The sequence below is a fragment of the Bordetella sp. genome (assembly GCF_057362025.1).
Genome location: NZ_JBMQQZ010000003.1, coordinates 1 through 19,728 on the forward strand (window position 1 = coordinate 1; position 19,728 = coordinate 19,728).

Annotated in this window: 19 protein-coding genes and 1 pseudogene; 11 read left to right on the plus strand and 9 right to left on the minus strand. The window is 67.6% G+C overall.

Annotated elements, in window-relative coordinates; all coding sequences use genetic code 11:
- Positions 1-199 precede the first annotated feature (199 nt).
- The 3 genes and pseudogenes from nirB to ACO1P8_RS01220 form a co-directional block, all read right to left on the minus strand.
- Positions 200-2,128, minus strand: a pseudogene (nirB, locus tag ACO1P8_RS01210) (nitrite reductase large subunit NirB); the annotation flags it as partial.
- A gap of 254 nt (positions 2,129-2,382) precedes the next feature.
- The gene (locus ACO1P8_RS01215; protein ID WP_486294116.1) at positions 2,383-2,853 is read right to left on the minus strand and encodes a hypothetical protein; all 471 of its coding nucleotides are present in this window, start codon (positions 2,851-2,853) and stop codon (positions 2,383-2,385) included.
- Between the two features lie 160 nt (positions 2,854-3,013).
- Positions 3,014-3,523 carry a GNAT family N-acetyltransferase gene (locus ACO1P8_RS01220; RefSeq protein ID WP_486294117.1) on the minus strand — a complete coding sequence of 170 codons (510 nt, stop codon included), beginning with the start codon at positions 3,521-3,523 and terminating at the stop codon, positions 3,014-3,016.
- 410 nt (positions 3,524-3,933) lie between these two features.
- On the opposite strand from ACO1P8_RS01220, the gene ACO1P8_RS01225 reads away from it, so the two are divergent.
- The 9 genes from ACO1P8_RS01225 to ACO1P8_RS01265 all read left to right on the plus strand — a co-directional run bounded on the left by ACO1P8_RS01225 (position 3,934) and on the right by ACO1P8_RS01265 (position 12,973).
- Positions 3,934-5,325, plus strand: coding sequence for an MmgE/PrpD family protein (locus tag ACO1P8_RS01225; protein ID WP_486294118.1), 1,392 nt, complete (start codon positions 3,934-3,936; stop codon positions 5,323-5,325).
- Positions 5,326-5,377: 52 nt separating this feature from the next.
- Entirely contained in the window at positions 5,378-6,340 is a 963-nt protein-coding gene (locus ACO1P8_RS01230; RefSeq protein ID WP_486294119.1) for a Bug family tripartite tricarboxylate transporter substrate binding protein, read from the plus strand.
- Between the two features lie 9 nt (positions 6,341-6,349).
- Entirely contained in the window at positions 6,350-7,267 is a 918-nt protein-coding gene (locus tag ACO1P8_RS01235) for an alpha/beta fold hydrolase (protein ID WP_486294120.1), read from the plus strand.
- Positions 7,264-8,010 (plus strand): maleate cis-trans isomerase family protein, encoded by a 747-nt coding sequence (locus tag ACO1P8_RS01240; RefSeq protein ID WP_486294121.1) that lies wholly within the window; start codon positions 7,264-7,266, stop codon positions 8,008-8,010. Before ACO1P8_RS01235 ends, ACO1P8_RS01240 begins: the two co-directional genes overlap by 4 nt.
- 132 nt (positions 8,011-8,142) lie before the next feature.
- The gene (locus ACO1P8_RS01245) at positions 8,143-9,114 is read left to right on the plus strand and encodes an ornithine cyclodeaminase family protein (protein ID WP_486294122.1); all 972 of its coding nucleotides are present in this window, start codon (positions 8,143-8,145) and stop codon (positions 9,112-9,114) included.
- A gap of 143 nt (positions 9,115-9,257) precedes the next feature.
- The gene (locus tag ACO1P8_RS01250) at positions 9,258-10,310 is read left to right on the plus strand and encodes an Ldh family oxidoreductase (RefSeq protein ID WP_486294123.1); all 1,053 of its coding nucleotides are present in this window, start codon (positions 9,258-9,260) and stop codon (positions 10,308-10,310) included.
- A gap of 108 nt (positions 10,311-10,418) precedes the next feature.
- Positions 10,419-11,393, plus strand: coding sequence for a Bug family tripartite tricarboxylate transporter substrate binding protein (locus tag ACO1P8_RS01255; RefSeq protein WP_486294124.1), 975 nt, complete (start codon positions 10,419-10,421; stop codon positions 11,391-11,393).
- A 23-nt stretch (positions 11,394-11,416) separates the two neighbouring features.
- Positions 11,417-12,187, plus strand: a complete 771-nt coding sequence (locus ACO1P8_RS01260; protein ID WP_486294125.1) for an MBL fold metallo-hydrolase — start codon at positions 11,417-11,419, stop codon at positions 12,185-12,187.
- A gap of 48 nt (positions 12,188-12,235) precedes the next feature.
- A complete protein-coding gene (locus ACO1P8_RS01265) occupies positions 12,236-12,973 on the plus strand; it encodes an ABC transporter substrate-binding protein (protein ID WP_486294126.1) in 738 nt (245 codons plus the stop codon).
- A gap of 29 nt (positions 12,974-13,002) precedes the next feature.
- Here ACO1P8_RS01265 and ACO1P8_RS01270 read toward each other — a convergent pair whose 3' ends face one another.
- Complete coding sequence (locus ACO1P8_RS01270) at positions 13,003-13,899, minus strand: LysR family transcriptional regulator (protein WP_486294127.1); 897 nt, start codon at positions 13,897-13,899, stop codon at positions 13,003-13,005.
- 231 nt (positions 13,900-14,130) lie between these two features.
- On the opposite strand from ACO1P8_RS01270, the gene ACO1P8_RS01275 reads away from it, so the two are divergent.
- Complete coding sequence (locus tag ACO1P8_RS01275; RefSeq protein WP_486294128.1) at positions 14,131-15,123, plus strand: Bug family tripartite tricarboxylate transporter substrate binding protein; 993 nt, start codon at positions 14,131-14,133, stop codon at positions 15,121-15,123.
- Between the two features lie 52 nt (positions 15,124-15,175).
- Positions 15,176-16,138 carry a 2-hydroxyacid dehydrogenase gene (locus ACO1P8_RS01280; RefSeq protein ID WP_486294129.1) on the plus strand — a complete coding sequence of 321 codons (963 nt, stop codon included), beginning with the start codon at positions 15,176-15,178 and terminating at the stop codon, positions 16,136-16,138.
- A gap of 1 nt (position 16,139) precedes the next feature.
- Here the strand turns inward: ACO1P8_RS01280 and ACO1P8_RS01285 are convergent, their stop codons facing one another.
- From ACO1P8_RS01285 to ACO1P8_RS01305, 5 genes are read right to left on the minus strand one after another with little or no spacing between them, the layout of a single operon-like run.
- Positions 16,140-17,399, minus strand: a complete 1,260-nt coding sequence (locus ACO1P8_RS01285) for an NAD(P)/FAD-dependent oxidoreductase (protein WP_486294130.1) — start codon at positions 17,397-17,399, stop codon at positions 16,140-16,142.
- Positions 17,400-17,409: 10 nt separating this feature from the next.
- A complete protein-coding gene (locus ACO1P8_RS01290; RefSeq protein WP_486294131.1) occupies positions 17,410-17,868 on the minus strand; it encodes a GNAT family N-acetyltransferase in 459 nt (152 codons plus the stop codon).
- A 42-nt stretch (positions 17,869-17,910) separates the two neighbouring features.
- Positions 17,911-18,786, minus strand: a complete 876-nt coding sequence (locus ACO1P8_RS01295; protein ID WP_486294132.1) for an anti-sigma factor family protein — start codon at positions 18,784-18,786, stop codon at positions 17,911-17,913.
- Positions 18,783-19,307 carry an RNA polymerase sigma factor gene (locus tag ACO1P8_RS01300; protein ID WP_486294133.1) on the minus strand — a complete coding sequence of 175 codons (525 nt, stop codon included), beginning with the start codon at positions 19,305-19,307 and terminating at the stop codon, positions 18,783-18,785. Before ACO1P8_RS01300 ends, ACO1P8_RS01295 begins: the two co-directional genes overlap by 4 nt.
- Before the next feature lie 6 nt (positions 19,308-19,313).
- Positions 19,314-19,691 (minus strand): COG4315 family predicted lipoprotein, encoded by a 378-nt coding sequence (locus ACO1P8_RS01305; RefSeq protein ID WP_094840801.1) that lies wholly within the window; start codon positions 19,689-19,691, stop codon positions 19,314-19,316.
- Positions 19,692-19,728: the final 37 nt, after the last annotated feature.

Here is a 19,728-nt window from a genome sequence, read left to right on the forward strand (position 1 = left end):
ATTTTACTTGAATTTCGTTAACTTCGTGGAAGTATTTTATTTTATGAATTGTGGTAATAAATAAGCCGAATAAGCTCAGAATGACGACCAGATAGAGTAACCAGTGCTTAACCACAACTCTCCTGCAGTCACTCTCACTCCCGTTGAGGTTGAGTTAGCCCGATCTTTTCCTGAAGGCCATCTTGAGTCCCTCTTCCATCACCGTGCGGGTGGCCTTGCCATAGGCGTGCCCGGTCTCGAAGCCGGCGGCGATCAGCGCTTCCCAGATGTCGGGCAGCTCGTGCAGCTGCGCGCCGAACAGGTCGATGCGCTGGCCGCCGGTGATCTTCGTGTAGAGGTTGTACTTCTTGGCGATGGACGCGATGGCCAGCAATCCGTCCGGCGTGACTTCGCCGCCCGGGATGCGCGGCACCACCGAGTACGTGCCGTTCTTTTGCATGTTGGCCATGAAGGTGTCGTTCGTATCCTGCAGCGGCACCAGGCCGGGATCCTGGATGGGCCGGTTCCAGCAGGAGGCGAGGATGGAGGCGACGGCAGGCTTGCAGATGTCGCAGCCTATTTTGCCGCGCCCGTGGCGTGCCAGCAGCGCCTCGAAGCTTTCGATACCTTCGACGCGGACCATGCCGTAGAGCTCCTGCCGCGTGTATGCGAAGTGCTCGCACAGGCTTTTGTCGACCGCCACGCCACGGCGCGACAGTTCATGTTCGAAGACCTGCTTGAGCAAAGCGGCGCATCCGCCGCAGCCGGTGGATGCCTTGGTGCACGACTTGATGGATGCGAGGTCGGTACAGCCATCGTCGATGGCGGCGCAGACGGCGCTCTTGCTGACGTTGTGGCAGGAGCAGATGGTGGCCGTGGCCGGCAGGGCGTCCGGTCCCAGCGCAGGCGCGCCTTCGCCGGCCGGCAGGATCAGGCTGGCGGGATCGGCGGGTGGCGCGATGCCGTTTTGCGCGTATTGCAGCAAGGTGTCGTAGTAGCTGTTGTCGCCCACCAGTACCGCGCCCAGCACGCGTTTGCCATCGCCGGAAACGACCAGGCGGCGGTAGCTGGCGCCGGCTTCGTCGATGTAGCGATAGCTGACCGCGCCGGCGGTTTTGCCATGGGCATCGCCGATGGAGCCGACATCCACGCCCAGCAGCTTGAGCTTGGTCGACATATCGGCCCCGTTGAAGGGTTGCGCGTCGCCGCCGCACACATGGGCCGCGGCCGTGCGCGCCATCTGGTAGCCCGGTGCCACCAGGCCGAACACCATGCCGTTCCACAGCGCGCATTCGCCCACGGCATAGATATGTTCGTCGCTGGTGCGGCAATGGTCGTCGATGACGACGCCGCCGCGTTCGCCCACCGCGAGGCCGGCGGTGCGTCCCAATCCGTCGCGCGGCCGTATCCCCGCCGAGAACACGACCAGATCGGTTTCCAGCGGCTCGCCTTCCGCGAACCGCATGCTGTGGCGATAGCGCAAGCCGGGCTTGATCGCCTGCGTGGAGCGCGACAGGTGCACGCTGGCGCCCAGCGCCTGGATGCGGGACTTCAAAGCCGCGCCGCCGAAATCGTCCAGCTGCACCGGCATCAGGCGTGGCGCGAACTCCACCACATGCACTTCCAGGCCCAGGGTCTTGAGCGAGTTGGCGGCTTCCAGGCCCAGCAGGCCGCCGCCCACGACCACGCCGCGGCGGGCGCCGGCGGCCGCCGCGCGGATCAGGTCCAGGTCGTCCAGGGTGCGATACACCAATCCGGCCGTGCCTTCGGCGCCGGCCACGGGCGGTACGAAGGGAAAGGAGCCCGTGGCCAGCACCAGCTTGTCGTAGGGCTGGCGGCCTTCCTCCGTGACGATCTCGCGATTGCGGCGGTCGATTTCCTGCACGCGCGTACCCAGGCGCAAGGTCACGCCGGGACGCTCGTAGAAGGCCGCATCGCTCATCGCCATGGATTCCGCGTCGCGCCCGGCAAGGTACTCCGACAGATGCACGCGATCGTAGGCGCGGCGGCTTTCCTCGCCATAGACAAGGATGCGATAGCGGTCGAGTGCGCCCTGCTCGATCAGTTGTTCGATGAGATGATGGCCGACCATGCCATTGCCGATCACGACCAGGGTTTGGGCGGGATGCGTGGGATGCGCTGCGTTCATGGGTATCACCGGGGCGTAGCCATTGCGTTTTGGAAAGACAAAAAGGCGCCGACGACCGCGAGGTCGAAGGCGCCTTTGCCTGTGATGCTCAAGTTGTGATGCCGGGTCCGTTCCCGGCCCTGCAACTGAAGCAATATGCATGCCATGTACGGTGCGCCGTGCGGCATGGGCATCGCGGCCGTCATGCGCCATCGTGGTGCCGAATGGCGTGCATGGCGCACGGGTTTGGGGCGGGAGGGATCCGTCTCCACCCGCTACGGGATATCCCCGTCCAGGATGAACGGAGAAACGTCCGGGTGCAGCGCGCGGATATAGCGGCGGCAGGTGCGCAGGTCGCCGCTGTAGTCGCTGCCCTGGACGATATCGTCTTGCCCGACGCGCAGCCTGACGGTGCAGTGGGCCTGGACGATGACGGGCGTCTTGACGTCGATCCGCGCGCCGTAGTCCCTGTGTTTGTGGCCGTTGTACAGGCCCCCGGAGGCGGCGGTGGATTGCGTGACGTAATCGGTGCGTGTTTCGTTGATGGACCAGACGACCACCCGCATTCCCGCCACATTCTCCTCGCCTACCGGTATCCCGAGCCGCTGCATGGCCATCTCCAGATGCTGGCCGTGGAGGGTTTGCAGTCCCTGCTGGAATCGTTGCTGGGACGTCGTGCAGCCCGCCAGCAGGCAACTGCCCAATACCAGAACCCGGATGCCGTACTTCAATTTTTGTCGCCGCATGGAAGTCTTCCTGATCGGGACAGGCGTGGCGACAGCTGGGGGAATGCGCGCGCGCCTGCCGCAAAACCGGGTAGGCTAAGCGCGGCAGGCGGCCGGGTAAGCCGGCGCGGGCGCGAGGCGCGCGCGGTGCGCGCCGATATCGTCGTAGGAAACGGCCGGTTCAGTCCGGCAGCCGCGCCATGATGACGATGTCTTCGTAGCGCCCGTCCAGGCAGCGGGCCTGGCGCTTGATGCCTTCTTCGACGAAGCCGCAGGACTGGTACAGCGCGCGGGCCACCGTGTTGCCCGCGTAGACCTCGAGCTCGACACGCGTGAGTTCCAGCGTGGTGGCGGCGGCCAGGGTAGCGGTAAGCAGGGCCTTGCCGATGCCTTTGCCACGCCACTCCGGGTGCACGCCCATGCCGAGCACGCCGGTATGGGTGAAGCCCTGTTGGCTAAGCGGAACGATGTCGCACCAGCCTACGACCTCGCGTCCGACCAGTGCCACGAAGTGCGGATGGCGTGACGCGATGTTGTTCATCACGAAAGCGCGTGTCTGTTCCGACGGCGGCGCCTCCAGGAAGCTTAAATGCCGGCGTTCGCGCGCCACGGTGTCCAGTGCGCGCCGATAGCCGTCGATATGGGCGGGCGCGATGGGCAGGATGCTGTAGCGGGGCGGCGTGCTGTCCATGGACGCGGACTGCGCGCCGGATCTGAGTGGCAGGTGTTTCATTGTCGCGTGAGCGTTTGAGGGCGGGACCGGGCGCAAGGCTATTGGCGGGATAGTACGCCGGCCGGGAGCGCGCAAACGCCTGTGCAGTGCAAGCGGATGAGGCTTTTTTCGGATCGATGCAGAGACCCGTCCGCCCTTGCCTTGACAAGCGTCGAGGCGGCCCACTATAGTCCACTCAACGATAAGTAAGTTCGTTCAGCGGAACATCTCTGTTGCATCCCACGCGGGCTGTACGGACGCGCATGGACGGAGCATGCGGGGGCACTTCTTCCCGCCGGCAGGGGCAATCGGAAAAGCGCGGCATGACACGCGCAGGACACGGCATCGACCAGGCGCGCGGATCGATGCATCGCACAGGAGACAGCGCAATGCACGCAACGCTTCCGGCATCGGCCGGATCGCCGCCGGACGCGGCCCCGCCACAGGGCGGCACCGCCACCGTCGCCGAACAATGGGCGACCTTTCTTCACGACACGCGTTTTGGCGATTTGCCCGCGGATACCGTGACGCGCGCCAAGTCGCGGCTGCTGGATGCCCTGGCCACCGCCATTGCCGCGCGGGACCTGCCCGTGCCGGCCGTGGCGCGCCGCTTCGTGCAGGCCAATCGCGGCCCGGCCACGGTTATCGGGTACGCCGGTCAACTGCCGGCCATCGACGCCGCATTCGTCAACGCGACGCTGGTCAACGGCTGCACCCACGACGACTTCCTGGCGAAGTCGCACCCGGGCGCCGTCGCCATCCCCGCCGCGATGGCGCTGGGTGAAGCGCATGCCATGAGCGGCGCCGATCTGTTGACCGCCATCGTGCTGGGCTACGACATCGTGGCGCGTGCCTACATGGGAGCGCCCGGCATGTTGCCGGCGTTCCGCGGTACGGGCGTGGCTGGCGCCATCGGCGCGGCGGCCGCCGCCGGCAAGATGCTGGCGCTGGATGCGCCGCGCATGGTCAACGCGCTGGGATGCGCGGCCATGTTCGCGTCCGGTTTCGGCGAGGGCTTTCGCGCCGGCACGATGGACGTCAAGCTGAACGTCGGATGGGCGGCCCGTACCGGCGTATCGGCGGCGGAACTGGCCGCGGCCGGCGCCACGGCATCGCCGCTGGCGTTCGAGGGTGAGTCGGGCTATTTCCGCGCCTTCGGCCGCACGGCCGATCATGCCGCGCAGGCCACGCGCGACCTCGGCCGCCGGTTTCTGATCGACGATGTGGTCTACAAGGAACGGCCGGTGTGCATCTTCGTGCAGACGCCCGTGCACCTTGCGCTGACCCTGCGGGCGCGCCACCGTTTCGACCCGGCGCATATCGAACGCGTGACCGTACGCGCGCCGTGGCTGACCTTGACCAATCCCGGCTACACCAACGTGGCTCCGTACCAGACGCCGCTGAAGGCGCGCATCAGCGCGCGCTTCACGGTGGCTGCCGCGCTGCTGGGGCGGCCGGTGGACGAATACGCCTACTACGAAAACACCGCCGATGCCGAGGTGCTGGCGTTGTCGGACCGGATCGAATTGCTCGATCCCGCGACCGGCCAGGATGGCCGGGTCGATCTGGAAGTCGTCTGCGCCGGCGCGACACACGCGATTTCCGGGCTGGAAATGGACAGCCTGACGCCGACCACCGACAAGATCGTCGCCAAGTTCCGCCGCCTGACCGCGCCCCACTTGCCGGTGCGGCAAGGCGACGCGCTGTTGCGCATGGTGCAGGCGCTGGAAGATGTGCCGGACATCGGGGCGCTGACCGCGCTGCTGCGTCCCGCCGAATGACCCAGGTTCCCCGGTCACCGGGGACCATCCATAACTATCAGGAGACAGATTCATGAAACTGGCCAGCCTCTTGGCGGCGGGCGCCGCCGCGCTTGCCGTCGGCACCGCGGCGCACGCCGCCTATCCGGACCACCCCATCCATGTCATCGTGCCATTCCCGCCGGGCGGCTCCACCGACGTCGTTACGCGTATCGTCGTGGCCAAGGCGCAGGAGCTGCTGGGACAGAACATCATCGTGGAGAATCGCGGCGGCGCGGGCAGCATCATCGGCTCCGACTATGTCGCCAAGGCAGCGCCTGATGGCTATACGCTGCTGGTGGGCCAGACCGCCTTCGCGGTCAACGCCTCGCTGCGCGAGAAGCTTCCCTACGATACCGTCAAGGATTTCACTCCCATCGCGCTGATGGCCGATCACCCGGGCGTATTCCTGGCGCAGTACACCAAGCCGTACGACACCTTCAAGGAATTCATCGCCTATACCAAGGCCCATCCCGGCAAGGTCGTGTATTCGTCTGCCGGCACCGGCAGCTGGCCGCATCTGGCCATGGCCATGCTGGCCAAGGACGCGGGCCTGCAAATGGTGCACGTGCCGTACCAGGGCACGGGACCGGCCAAGGCCGACCTGATCGCCGGCCGGGTGGACGTCAAGATCGAGGCCTATGCCACGTCGATGGGCATGGTCAAGGACGGCAAGCTGAAGGTCCTGGCCGTGACCAGCGCGCAGCGCGATCCCATGTTGCCCGACGTGCCCACCATCGCCGAACTGGGCTATCCCGGCTACGAGACGTCCTACTGGATCGGCCTGCTGGGCCCGGCCGGGATGCCGCCCGATGTCACGGCCAAACTGGAAAAGGTCTTTATACAGGCGGTGAACGACCCCGAGGTCAAGCAGAAGCTGGATGCGCAGACCATCCATCCGCACGCGCTGCCGGCCAAGGGCCTGGAGGCGCTGATCCACAAGGAAATCGACAAGTGGGCGGCGGTGATCAAGGACAGCAACATCGACAAGCAATAAGGAATCCCGATGACCCGCATGCAGCAGCAGCGCGACGAGTCCGCGGCGATCCCCGCCGCCATGGGCCGGTTCGCGGACTACGCCGCGGCCCGCCGCGTTGCAGAACGCCTGGCCGTGGCGCCCGGCATCGACATCGCCTATGTGGTGGACGACTATACCGACGGCTGGCGCCATGCACCGGTGGTGATGCTGCTGCATGGCGTGGCGGAATCCGCGGAGGCCTTCCTGGGCTGGGTGCCGCAGCTGGCGCGGCGTTGCCGCGTCATCCGCGTGGACCTGCGCGGCCATGGGCTGTCCTCGCGGGTGGACGAGCACGACGTGCTGTCGATCGCCGACATGGCTGACGATATCGACGCCGTGGCGCGGCGCGTCGGCGCGCCGGTGCACGTGGTCGGCGCCAAGCTGGGCGCGCAGATCGGGCTGGAGCTGGCGCAACGCGCGGTGCCCTGGATGGCCTCGCTGACCCTGGCCGGCGTGCTGATTTCGCCGGGCGGAGCGTTGGGCAAATGGGTGGATGAATGGCTGGGCCTGATCGACCGCTCGGGCGTGGAAGGGTGGGCGCGCGCGACGATGCCCGGCCGCATGGGCACCGCGCTGGCGCCGGATGCCATGCAATGGTGGATCCGCTACATGGCCCTGGCCCCCACCGCGACCGTGAAGGCCTGCATCCGCATGTTTCCCCGCTTGGCCGAGCCCGCGCGGCTGGAGTCCATCGCCTGTCCCACCCAGGTTGTCGTGGCGGTGCAGCCGGAAAAGCCGGGCGCCTACGACCAGCGCCAACCCGTCGCGGAAGTACGTCGCTGGCAGACCCGTATTCCGGGATCGGAACTGGTGGAGCTTCAGGCCGATTCCTATCACATCGCCGCCACGCATCCCGACGCGTGCGCGGCCATCGCTCTACGTTTCATAGAAAGGATTTCATCATGATGGGATGGCGCGGCCGCATCGGCTTTCTGGTTCCTCCGGGCAATCCGACCGTGGAGCCGGAGATGCAGCAACTGGTGCCCAAGGGCGTGTCCCTGCACTTCACGCGCATGGTGGCCCACGGGCTGACCGGCGCGCACGCGGGACAGGAAGACCGCAATCGCACGCAGATTGCACACATCCCGGAGAACGTCGAACTGCTGGCCATGGTCAAGCCCGGCGTGATCGTCATGGCCCATACCGCCACCAGCTATACGCTGGGCAGGCAGGGCGAGGCCGATCTGGTCGCGCGCATGGAGAAGCAGTATGGCATCCCGTTCATTACCGCCTTCGGCAGCGTGCTGGCGGCGTTCAAACACCTGGGAATCGAGCGCGTGGCCTATGCCACGCCCTATAACGCGGAAACGACGCTGCAGGGCAAGGCGCACCTGGAGTCCTGCGGCATGAACGTGGTGGCCCACGGCATCCTGCCGGATGTGGTGAACATCTACGACGAAACGCCCGAGCGCGCATACGCCCTGGGCAGGCAGGTGGACCATGCCGACGCGCAGGCGCTGTTCCTGAGCGGTGTGGGCATGCCCACGGTGGATGCCATCAACCTATTGGAACGCGACCTGGGCAAGCCGGTGATCTCCAGCGCGACGGCGATGATGTGGAATGCGCTACGCGTCATCGGCGTACGCGATACGGCGCCCGATGGCGGCGCGCTGCTGGGCGCGGCAAGCGTCGCGGCCAAACGATCTTGACGGGCCTTGACGGGCTTTGACAGGCCTCTGACAGCCCGGTCTTGACAGGCCCGTCCTTGTGGCCTTAACTCGACCGGCCCGCTTTTCCCTTTTCTTCCCTCCGGCGCGAGCCGCTGCAAACAGGATACCGGCATGGTGCTCTACTTGAACGAGTCCGACGTGCGTCAACTGCTGACAATGTCCAGGGCGGTCGACGAAGTCGAACGCGCGTTTTCCGCGCATGGCCGCGGCCAGGCTTTCGATGTGCCGCGCCGCCGCACGCGCCAGCCCGGCGGCCATCTGCACATCCTGCAGGCAGCCGCGCCGGAGATCGGCTACATCGGCTACAAGGCCTACTACAACCGGCCCGGCAAGCCGCTGAATACCCTGCTGCACATGATGAACTACGAGCAGGGCAATACCGAGGCCATCATCGAATCAGACTGGCTGGGACGCATACGTACCGGGGCGGCGACGGGCGTGGCGGCACGCTACCTGGCGCGCCAGGATGCGCGCATCCTGGGTCTGTTCGGCTACGGCCGCCACGCGCGCACGCAGCTGGAAGCCGTGTGCGCCGTGCGGGATATCGCCGAAGTCAAGGTATTCGGCCGCAACCAAGACGGGGTGCGCGCCTTCTGCGAAGAAATGTCCCAGCGTGTCCCGGCCCGCGTGCGTCCGGCGCAATCGCGCGAGGAAGCGGTGCGTGGCTCGGACATCATCGTCACCATGACGCGCGCGTCCGAACCTTTGTTCGACGGACGCTGGCTGGAGCCCGGGCAGTTCGTGGCGGCGACGGGATCCAACGCCCTGGACCGGCGCGAGATCGATACGGAAACCGTGCGGCGCGCCGACCTGATCGTCGTCGATTCGCGCGAGGTCGCGCAAGGCGAATGCGGCGACCTGCTGCCTGCCTACGAAAACGGCCTGATCTATTGGGAGAACCTGGCCGATATGGGCGGTGTCGTCGCCGGCCGCTGGCCCGGCCGTACCTCGGATGCGCAAATCACATTGTTCGAGTCGCACGGCATGGCGGTGCAGGACCTGTACGCGGGCGCCGCGATATTGGCCGACGCGCGCGAACGCGGCATGGGTACTTCCTTGCCCATGGGGCCGTCCGGACCCTGACGCGGCGCGGTCGGGGAATGATGCGTTCTGCGCATCAATCAACCGAATATTTGCGCTTTACCGGATAAGCGCGCTTGCGCATCATGCTCGCCGTGCCGCCTGTACGAGGCGGCGCTTTTGCTTTGATTGGGACGAGATGAGCCATGACCGTGCAAGCACAAGATAAAACCCTCTTCACCGAGGCGGAACTGACGGACCTGGGAACCCGCGCCTTCGTCGGCCTGGGGCTGCCCGAAGCGGATGCCGCCGAGGTGGCCCGCATCCTGGTGCTGGCGGACCTGTTCGGCCTGTCCACGCACGGCCTGAGCCGCATCGAATCGTACGGCGACCGTCTGCAAGTGCAGGGCATCAATGCACGCGCCCGCGTGACCACGCAGGCCGTCGCGCCGGCCCTGCGCCTGGTGGACGGCGACAATGGCGTGGGGCCGCTGGTGGGCATGCACGCGCTGCGCGCCGCGATGGAGGCGGCCGAATCCTGCGGGGTAGGGGTGGCGTTCGCGCGCGGCAGCAACCATTTCGGCCCGATCTCGCCATACGGCCTGATCGCCGCGCAGGCCGGCTACGCCAGCATCATCGGCAGCAATGCCACCACCACCATCGCGCCATGGGGTGGCAGCGATGCCCGCCTGGGCAACAGCCCCCTGGGCTTCGGCGTGCCGAATCCGGGCGGCGATCCTTTCCTGCTGGACATGGCGATGAGCGTCGTGGCGCGCGCCAAGATCCGCAACGCGCTCAAGCGTGGCGAGTCCATACCGGACACCTGGGCCACCGATGCGGGCGGCCGTCCCCCCACCGACCCCAAGGCGGCCCTGGATGGCTTTCTGCTGCCCATCGGCGGCCACAAGGGCTACGGGCTGGCCTTGCTGGTGGACATGTTCGCCGGCGTGCTGTCCAACGCGGCCTACCTGACGCACGTGAAGTCCTGGGTGGACGCACCGGACGAGCCGCAGAACCTGGGGCATTTCTTCATTCTGATCGATACCCGCCGCCTGGGGTCCACCCAGTGGCTGACCGACCGGATGAACGACTTCGCCGCCATCCTGCACGACAGCCCGCCCACCGACCCGGGTCAGCCCGTCATCGTTCCCGGCGAGATCGAGCTGCGCCGGATGGCGCGCCAGCGCCGGGAAGGTATCGCGCTGGACGCCGCCACGGTGGCGCTGCTGCGCCAGCACGCCGCCAAGGCGCCGGCCTGATGGCGCCACGTCGGTAACCGTCAATACGCCGGCCTGAGACCGGCCGCGGCCGGGCTATGGCGGATTCCTCGTCCGCCGGCCCGTACCGCCACGAAAAGGAGAAGACACATGCGTAAAACCCTGGGACGCCTGGCCTTGTTCGCGCTTGCGCTGGTCAGTGCCGGCGCGCGCGCCGATAGCTACCCGAGCAAGCCCATCCGCGTCATCGTGCCCTATGTGGCGGGCGGCGCGGCCGACATTACCGCGCGCGTCATGGCGCAGAAAATGTCCATGAGCATGGGCGTCGCGCTGGTGGTCGAGAACAAGCCGGGCGCCAACGGCATGATAGGCACCGACTTTGTCGCCAAGGCCGCGCCGGACGGCTATACGCTGCTGCTCGACGCCAGCGGGCCGCTGGTGGTGAATCCTTCCTTGTATGCGCGCAAGACGCCCTACGACCCGCTGAAGGACTTCGCGCCCATATCGCAGATCGCCAGTTACCAGTATGTGCTGGTCGTTCCGCAGAAATCCACCATCCGCAGCCTGGACGACCTGGTCGCGCAGGCGCGCGCGCATCCGGGACAACTGAGCTACGGTTCCGCCGGCGTGGGCGCGGGCGGCCATCTGGCCGGCGAGCTGCTGGCCTTGATGACGCATACGCAGATGGTGCATGTGCCGTACAAGGGCAACGCGCAGGCGCTGACCGACGTGTTGAGCGGGCAGTTGTCCTTCACCTTCGATACCGTGGTGACCTCGGTGCCGCAGATCCAGGCCGGCAGGCTGCGTCCGTTCGCGGTATCGGGACCGCATCGCGCCGCTGTCCTGGCCGATATCCCCACCATGGAAGAGTTGGGCTATAAAGGCTTTTCGATCACACAGTTCCAGGGACTGCTGGCGCCGGCGGGTACCGATCCGCGGATCGTCGCCCGCCTGCACGACGAAGTCGTCAAGGCGTCGCGCGATCCCGATGTGGTGCGCAAGCTGGTCACCGAGGGCGGCAACGATATGGTGGCCGGCACGCCGGAGGAATTCGCCGCGCAGATCCGATCCGACCTGGAGCTCTATCGCAAGCTGATCCAGGAAGCCAACATACCCAAGCAATGACACGCCGGCACGGAGCGCATGACATGTACCGACTCGATGTCCTGATCAACGGCTATCCCGGGCGCAGCCTGTTCCACGGCAGCCTGGGCTGGAGCACCACCACGCTTTTGCGCGGCGAAGGCCGCAATATCCTCGTGGACGTAGGGGCTTTCGGCGCGCGCCATCTGCTGAAAAAGCAATTGACCGAACTGCGCATGAACGCCGCCGATATCACCGACGTGGTGTTGACGCATGCCCATTACGATCACTCGGTCAATTTCACCCTGTTTCCCAATGCCACGGTGTGGATCGGCGACCGCGAGCTGGAATGGGCCGCGGCGCAGCCGCCCGGCTTCGATCCGCTGCCGGAGCTCTACGTGCGCGAGCTCACGGTGTCGCCGCGGGTGCGGCGCATCGCCGACGGCGAACGGTTCCTGCCGGGCTTCACCGCCATCGTCGCGCCGGGCCACACGCCGGGCCATCTGCTGTTCACCGTGTCCGGCGCGACGCAGCCGCTGCTGTTCACCGGGGATGCCGCGAAGAACCGTGCCGAGCTTCTCAGCATGACGGTCAACGATACCTACGACATGCCGACCAGCCGCGCGACGCTGGAGCTGATCTGGGCGACCTGGCGGCGGCAGCCGGATACCTTGCTGATTCCCGGACACGATCTGTGCATGCGGCTGGACGACAAGGGCGAGCCCGTCTATGTCGGCGAGCGGCGCGCTGCCATGAATGCCTGGTTCGGCGAAAGCCTGGAACCGACCGTTATCGATCTATGCTGCGGCGGCGAGACGGCCCGCTACAGCGCCTGATCCTGATGCCCGCGCCCCCGCGCCGGCTTCCTACACGAGAGACTCGACATGTCGCTTGATCCGCAAGTCCTTGCCAAATTCATTCCCACCGGCCGCCTGCGTGCGTCCATCAACGTCGGCAATCCCATCCTGGCGCGCCGCGACGACGGCCCGGGCGGCGCGGCCGGCGTGTCCGTCGACCTGGCGCGTGCCTTCGCCAAGCGCCTGGGCGTGGAGCTGGAACTGGTGGTATTCGACAGCGCCGGCAAATCCGTCGACGCGGTGACGGCCGAGCAGGCGGACATCGGCTTCTTCGCCATCGATCCGGTGCGCGGCGCCGGTATCAATTTCACCGATGCGTATGTGCTTATCGAAGGTGCCTACCTGGTGCGCGAGGACTCGCCGCTGCGCGAGCGCGCTGAGGTAGACCATCCCGGTATCCGCGTCACTGTGGGCAAGGGCAGTGCGTATGACCTGTACCTGACGCGCGAACTGAAGCAGGCTGAAATCGTGCGCGCGCCGACGTCGCCGGCAGTGGTCGATTTCTTCGTCGCCGAAAAGACCGAGGTCGCGGCCGGCGTGAAGCAGCAGCTGGAAGCCGATATGCAGCGCGTCCCGGGGCTGCGCCTGCTGCCGGGCAGTTTTATGGTGATCCGCCAGGCGATGGGCATGCCCAAGGGCCGTGGCGATGCCGCGGCCGATGAACTGCGCGCCTTCGTCGAGGAAATGAAAGCCAGCGGTTTCGTGGCCGAGGCGCTGAAGCGCCACCGCATCGAAGGCGCCGCCGTGGCGCCCGCCGCGGCCTGAAGATCGCCGCCCGCGATGAACGGCCGGCGTTACGCCTTGCGCCGCGGCGCGGGCGCTTGCACTACCCGCGCGATGAAGGCATCCAGCGCCGGATTGTCGTGCCGCTCGCGCCACGCGAGGTACATCTCGGCATAAAGCTTATTGCGCGCCAGCGGCAGGAACGATACGCCGTCCAGGCGCAGTTCGCGCGCCGAGCCGGGCACCAGCCCGACGCCCAGCCCCGCGCGCACCAATCCCAGCAAGGTATGCGTCTGGCCGGCGTGCTGGACATAGTCCGGCTCGACGCCGGCCGCGCCCAGCGCGGCGGCAATCCGCTCGTAGAAATACTTGCCCTCGCTGGGCGCATACGCGACGAAAGGCTGGCGATGCAGGCTGCGCAGCGGCACGGCCTCGTACGCCAGCAGCGGCGAGTGGCGCGGGACCGCCAGCACCATGGGTTCGCGCTCGATCAGTCGATGCGCCAGGCCGTCCTGCCGGGGCAGATGGCGCGCCAGCATGGCGTCCAGTTCGCCGGCCACCAGTAGCCGGCCCAGGTCCGTGGAGACGCGCTCGCGCAGTTCGATGTCGACGTCGGGCAGCAGTTTGCGCGCTTTCATGACCCAGTCCGGCATCAGCCGGTAGGCCGCCACCGCGGTGAATCCCAGCGTGATATGCCCGGCTTCGCCGCCGGAGGCGCGGCGCGCGCTGGATGCCGCGCGCGCCGAATACGCCAGCAGATGGCGCGCGTCGCGCAGGAAGCGTTGCCCGGCGGAGGTCAGATTGACCACGCGGCTGCTGCGTTCCAGCAGCATCACGCCCAGCGCCTGTTCCAGTAGCCGGATCTGCCGGCTGAGCGGCGGCTGGGTCATGCACAGGCGCGCGGCGGCACGGCCGAAATGCAGCTCTTCCGCGACGGCGACGAAACACTCGAGTTGGCGCAGATCCATCGATATAAAAATTGTATTGATCTTTGCTATTTATAGCTTGATCGCGCGGATAGCGGAAATCGTCCCTATACTCCAGGCCTCGACCACGCATCGGCCCGCGGCCCTTCATCCGGAAGGCAGGCCTGGCGGGACGCACCGGCGCAGACCGGATGCCAGCCAGGTACGGCACGCCATGGGCGCCAGCCCCGGCGCGTTGCCCGCGTCGCCGTGCGCATCGACGAGGAGACGACAATGAAGACCCATCCCATGGCGCGCCTGCGCGCGCGCTTGCTGGCGGCCGCCGTCGCGCTGGCCGCGATCCTGCCGGGCGCCGGCCGGGCCGCCGACGATTTTCCGTCCCGTCCCATCAGTCTGATCGTGCCGTTTTCACCGGGCGGGGGCACGGATATTTCGGCGCGCCTGCTGGCCTCGGCATTGGGCCAGCACATGAATGCTTCCGTGGTGGTGGACAACCGGCCGGGCGCGGGCGGGCAGATCGCCGCCGACCTGGTGGCGCGCGCGGCGCCGGACGGCTACACGCTGCTGTTCGCCAATTCCGGCATGCTGGCGATCAATCCCTGGCTGTACAAGCTGCACAGCGATCCGGCCAAGGCCTTCGTCCCCGTCTCGCTGTTCTCCGATCTGCCCTTCGTCCTGGTGGTGCCGACCGCGCTGCCGGCCAAGTCCGTCGGGGAACTCGTCGCGATGGCCCGGTCGCAGCCCGGCGTGCATACCTTTGCCAGTTCGGGCACCGGCGGCGCGCCTCACCTGGCGGGAGAAATTTTCCAGCAGGCCACCGGTGTGCAGCTGACCCACGTCCCCTACAAGGGCGGCGGACCGGCCATGACGGATCTGATGGCCGGCCGCGTCGACATGCTGTTCGCATCGGTACTGGAGACGGTCACGTATGTGAATGCCGGCAAACTGCGCGCGCTGGCGGTGACCGGCCCGGCGCGATCGCCGGTCATGCCGAACGTCCCCACACTGGACGAAGCGGGCGTGCACAATGCGCAGACGGGTTCATGGACTGCCGTGCTGGCGCCCACGGGGACGCCGCAGGCCATCGTGGATAAACTCTCGCTGGCCATACGCCAGGTGGCTGCCTTGCCGGACGTCAAGGAAAAGCTGGTCTCGCAAGGCGCGGTGCCGCACGGCTCCACGCCCCAGGAACTGGCCGAGCTTGCCGCCCGCGAGCGCGCGCGCTATGGCGATATCATCAAACAACGCAATCTGCACGTCGATTAGCACCCTGCGAGGCCGGAGCCGATCCGCGGCAATGCTACACGGCACCATCCCTATGATGCACACCGATACCCACGACACCGAACTCCTGATGGCCGGCCCCTTGCTGCCGCAGCTCATGGCCCGCATCGAGGCGAAGTACCGCGTGCACCGCTGGTGGGAAATCGCCGATCGGGACGCTTTCCTGGCCCGGCACGGACCCGCCATACGGGGCATCGCCACCAGCGGCCGCTACGGCGCGACCGGCGAAATGATCCGCTCCTTGCCGGCCCTGGAGGTAATCGTCAGCTTCGGCGTGGGCGTGGACCCCATCGATATGGAGGCGGCACGCGAACGCGATGTCGTCGTGGCCAACACGCCCGGCGTGCTGGACGACTGTGTCGCCGATACGGCGCTGGCGCTGATGCTGGCCGTGTCGCGGCGCATCTGCGAACTGGACCGCTTCGTGCGTGCCGGCCGCTGGAAGAACGAAACCCCGCCACTGGGGCGCAAGCTGGGCGGCCGCCGTTGCGGCATCCTGGGACTGGGCAACATCGGCCTGCAGATCGCGCGGCGCGCCGAAGCCTTCGGGATGGACATCGCCTATCACAACCGGTCGCCGCGCGCCGACGTGCCGGCACATTACCGCTATTGCGCGGACGTGCATGCGCTGGCGCGGGAAAGCGACATCCTGGTGTTGTCGCTGCCCGGGGGCGGCGCGACGCGCGGCCTGATCGACGACGGCGTCATCGATGCCTTGGGCGCGCAGGGCATCCTGGTCAACGTGTCGCGCGGCAGCGTGGTGGACCAGGATGCCCTGGTCCGCGCTTTGCGCGAAGGCCGGCTGGCCGGCGCGGGGCTGGATGTCTTCGAAAACGAACCGGACGTGCCGGCAGAGCTCTGCGGCATGGAGCAGGTCGTGCTGTCGCCGCATATCGGCAGCAGCACGGTCGAAACGCGGCAGGCCATGGCCGACCTGGTCTTCTCCAACCTGGAAGGATGGTTCGAACAGCGCCGGGTGCTGACGCCTGTGGCCTGAGTCAGGCCGACGCGTTGCTGCGGGCTTCTCCCAGCATGGCATCCGCGATACGCGCCGCCGTGCTGACGGAGTCCGTCAGGCCCAGGTGGCCATGTCCCGTGGCCAGCCATAAGCCGGCCTGCCCCTGGACTTCGCCGATCACCGGCACGGAATCGGGCATGCATGGCCGATGCCCCATCCACTGAGTGGGGGATGCCTGGCCGATGCCTTCGAAGGTCTCGCGCGCGATGTGCTCCAGCATTTGCGCGCGCCGCGGGTCCGGCGCGCGCGACAGCCCGGCGATTTCCACCGTCCCGCCCACACGCAGCCCTTCCTCCATCGGCGTCACGAACACTTTGCGGTCCGCCAGGACCACCGTGCGCGAGACCGTTGCCGACGCTCCCTGGAATTGCACGTGGTAGCCGCGCTGGCTTTCCAGCTGTAGCGGCACGCCCAGGGGCCGCAGCAGCCGGGGCGTCCAGGCGCCGGCGGCGACGACGACGTGCCGGAAATCGCGGCGCGCGCCATCGACCGTCACGGCCCAGCCCGCGCCGGAGCGTTCCGGCGTGGCCGCTAGGCCGCGCAGCAGCTCGCCGCCGCGCGCGACATAGGCGCGCGCGACCGCTTGCACGTAGCGGAAGGGATTCAGGATCGTGGCGTGGTCGGCCAGGAACATGCCGATGCGGTAGCGCGCGCCGACCGCGGGTTCGAGGCCCAGGATGCCCTGGCGGTCCAGCCGTTCGAACCGGTAGCCGTACTGTTCGCGCAGGCGCCAGCCGCCGGCATCCTTTGCCAGCGCGGCCTCGTCGGGATAAAGATGCAGGTGGCCGCGCTGCAGCACGAGCTCCGGCACGCCGATCTCGCGCGCCAGCGCCAGATGGCGCTGCACCGCGTCCGCGTGCAGGGCGGCCAGCCGCCGCGCCGCGTCGGCGACGGCCTCGGCCCGCGAGGCGGCGACGAATCGCAGCAGCCAGGGCAGGGCGCGCGGAAGATAGGCCAACGACAGGCGCAGCGGGCTTTTGGGATCCAACAGCATGCCGGGCACCGTTTTCAGGATACCGGGCATGGCCAGCGGCGCCACCGAACCCGGGCTGATCGCGCCGGAATTGCCATAGCTGCATCCGCTGCCCGGTTCGGCGGGGTCGATCAACGTCACCTGGGCGCCGCGCCGCTGCAGCGTATACGCCGTGACGGCGCCCACCACGCCGGCGCCGATGACGGCGACCCGCATGCCGGCGCGTGCACCCCCGGCGTCGTCATAGATTCCACTCGTGTCGCGCATCGTGCAGGCCCTAGGCCTCTTCGTTGTCGATGACATAGCGGATGAAGCCGCTATGCGGGGTGTATTTGTCGTAGAGGCCGCGCGCGCGGTAATTGTTTTCCCGGGTCTGCCAGTACAGACGCGACCATTTGCGCGCCTTCATTTCGTCGACCAGCCAGTCGATCAGCTGCCGGCCCACGCCGCTGGCGCGCGCCTCCGGATCGACGAACAGGTCTTGCAGATAGCACACCGGGGCCAGCGTCGACGTGTTTTCGTGCAGCAGGTAATTCGCGATCCCGATGACCGCTCCGGTATCGTCCTCGGCAACGATGGCATGCACCGGCGAGTGCGGATCGAGGATGCGCGACCATGTATGGCGGGTAATGGCGGGGTCGGGTTCGCGTTCATAGAAACGCGTGTAGCCGTCCCACAGGATGCGCCAGCGCGCTTCGTCCCGGGGCTCGATGGGTCGGATGTGTGTCTTGGGCATGGCCGGCAACGGGTGGGGGCGCGCGCGGCCGCCGTGGCCGCCCTAGCGCGGGAACAGCTGATCGTACACGTCGCCGGCCAGGGCCTGCAATTCCGGCGCGGGCAGGTCGCCATTCAGGGCATAGCCATAGCCGTTCTCTACCCAGTAGAAAGCCGTGCCGCTGGCCGACTGGACGGAGCGGAAAGCGGTTTCCCGCGGCGCCACGCCATCGGGAAAGACGGCGACATACAGCGTCATCCGGCGGCCGCGGCCGTCCTCGTACATGAACTGCGCGCGCGCCAGCGCATTCGCCGCCGTGCCGCCGGCGGGAGCGGTGCCCGGCATGACGGAAGATGCGGCCGCCCGTGTCGCGCTTTGCGCCGCGGGCTCTCCGGGCAGCAGCCGGCCGCCCAGCAACCGAAAACCGCGGTCCTGCAGCGCCGGCGCCGCCAGCGGCCGGCCCAGGCGGCGGCTCAGCCATTGCACCAGATGCGCTTCTTCCTGCGCGCCGACTTCGACCGGATGGCGCACCTCCGGGGAATAGACCGCGTAGGCGGCCGTGGCATCGCGCACGAACTGCGGCGGCGCGGACGCGACGGCGGCGCCCGGCGCGCCGGGCAGGCGCTGCCATGCCTGCATGCCGGTGGCGCCCGCCGCGACCAGCAGGACGGCGGCGACCGCCCGGGTCCAGGGGTTCCAGCGACGACGCCGGTGGCGCAGTACCGTATCGGCCAGGGCCGCGGGCGTGGGGCCGGGATCGATCTCGCGGCCCAGGCGCCGCAGCGCGAAACGCTGGGCATGCCAATGCGCAACCCGCACTGCCGCGTCGGGGTGGCGCTGGAGATGCCGCAGGACGGCCGGCATGCGCGCCGCATCCAGCTGGCCGTCGACGAAGGCGTGCAGCTCGTCGTCGGAAACAAGGGCGTCGCTTTCCATCATCGCTTCACCAGGTGCAGGGGAGTGGGCGTGGCCGCATCGTCCGGGCCGGCCATGGCCACGCGCACGGCTTCGCGCGCGCGATGCAGCCGGGACATGACGGTGCCCGTGGGAATCTGCAGGATTTCCGCCGCCTCGGCGTAGGTGTATTCCTCCACGGTCACCAGCAACAGCACCGTGCGCAGGGTAGGGGTCAGGCGCGCCAGCGCGCGCTCCAGGTCCAGCATGTCCGGCGCATGGGCCATGGGCTCGTGCGCCAGATCGGGATGGTCGTCCCAGTTGTCGTGATTGTCGTCATGGCGCCAGTCGCGGACCCGGTTCAGATACAGGTTGTGCATCAGGGTCATCAGCCACGCGCGCAGCGCGGTGCCGGGCTTCCATAGCGACCACTTGGCGCAGGCGCGTTCCAGCGTATCCTGGACCAGGTCGTCCGCGCTGGCCGCATCGCCCGCCAACAGGCGGGCATAGCGGCGCAGCGACGGAATATGGCCGAGGATCTGCTCCACGCCGGGCGCCTGCGCCATGGCGGGTCAGGGCTTGGCCGCGTGCCAGACGCCGCCGACACCGTCGCCGGTCTTGTCGCCGGCGGCCTTGTCCTTGACCCAGTAGTACACGGGCTGGCCCTTGTACGCCCATTGCCTGGAGCCGTCGTCGCGAGTGATTACCGTCCACGCGCCGTCGGCCTTGGCGTCCGCCTGGGCTGCCAGGGGCGGCCAGTTGGTGGCGCAACCGCCGTTGCAGACGCTCTTGCCGGAATTGGGCGTGTCCTTGTCGAACGTGTACAGCGTCATGCCTTTGTCGCCGACCAGCACGCCATTGCTGGTCTTCGCGGGAGCGGCGGCGATCGCGGTGCCGGCGATCAGAAGGGCGGCGGCGCCCAGGGCGGAAAGCGTGAATTTGCGAACCATAAGACCTCCGAGTGGTGGGTTTGCATGGGAGTGAACA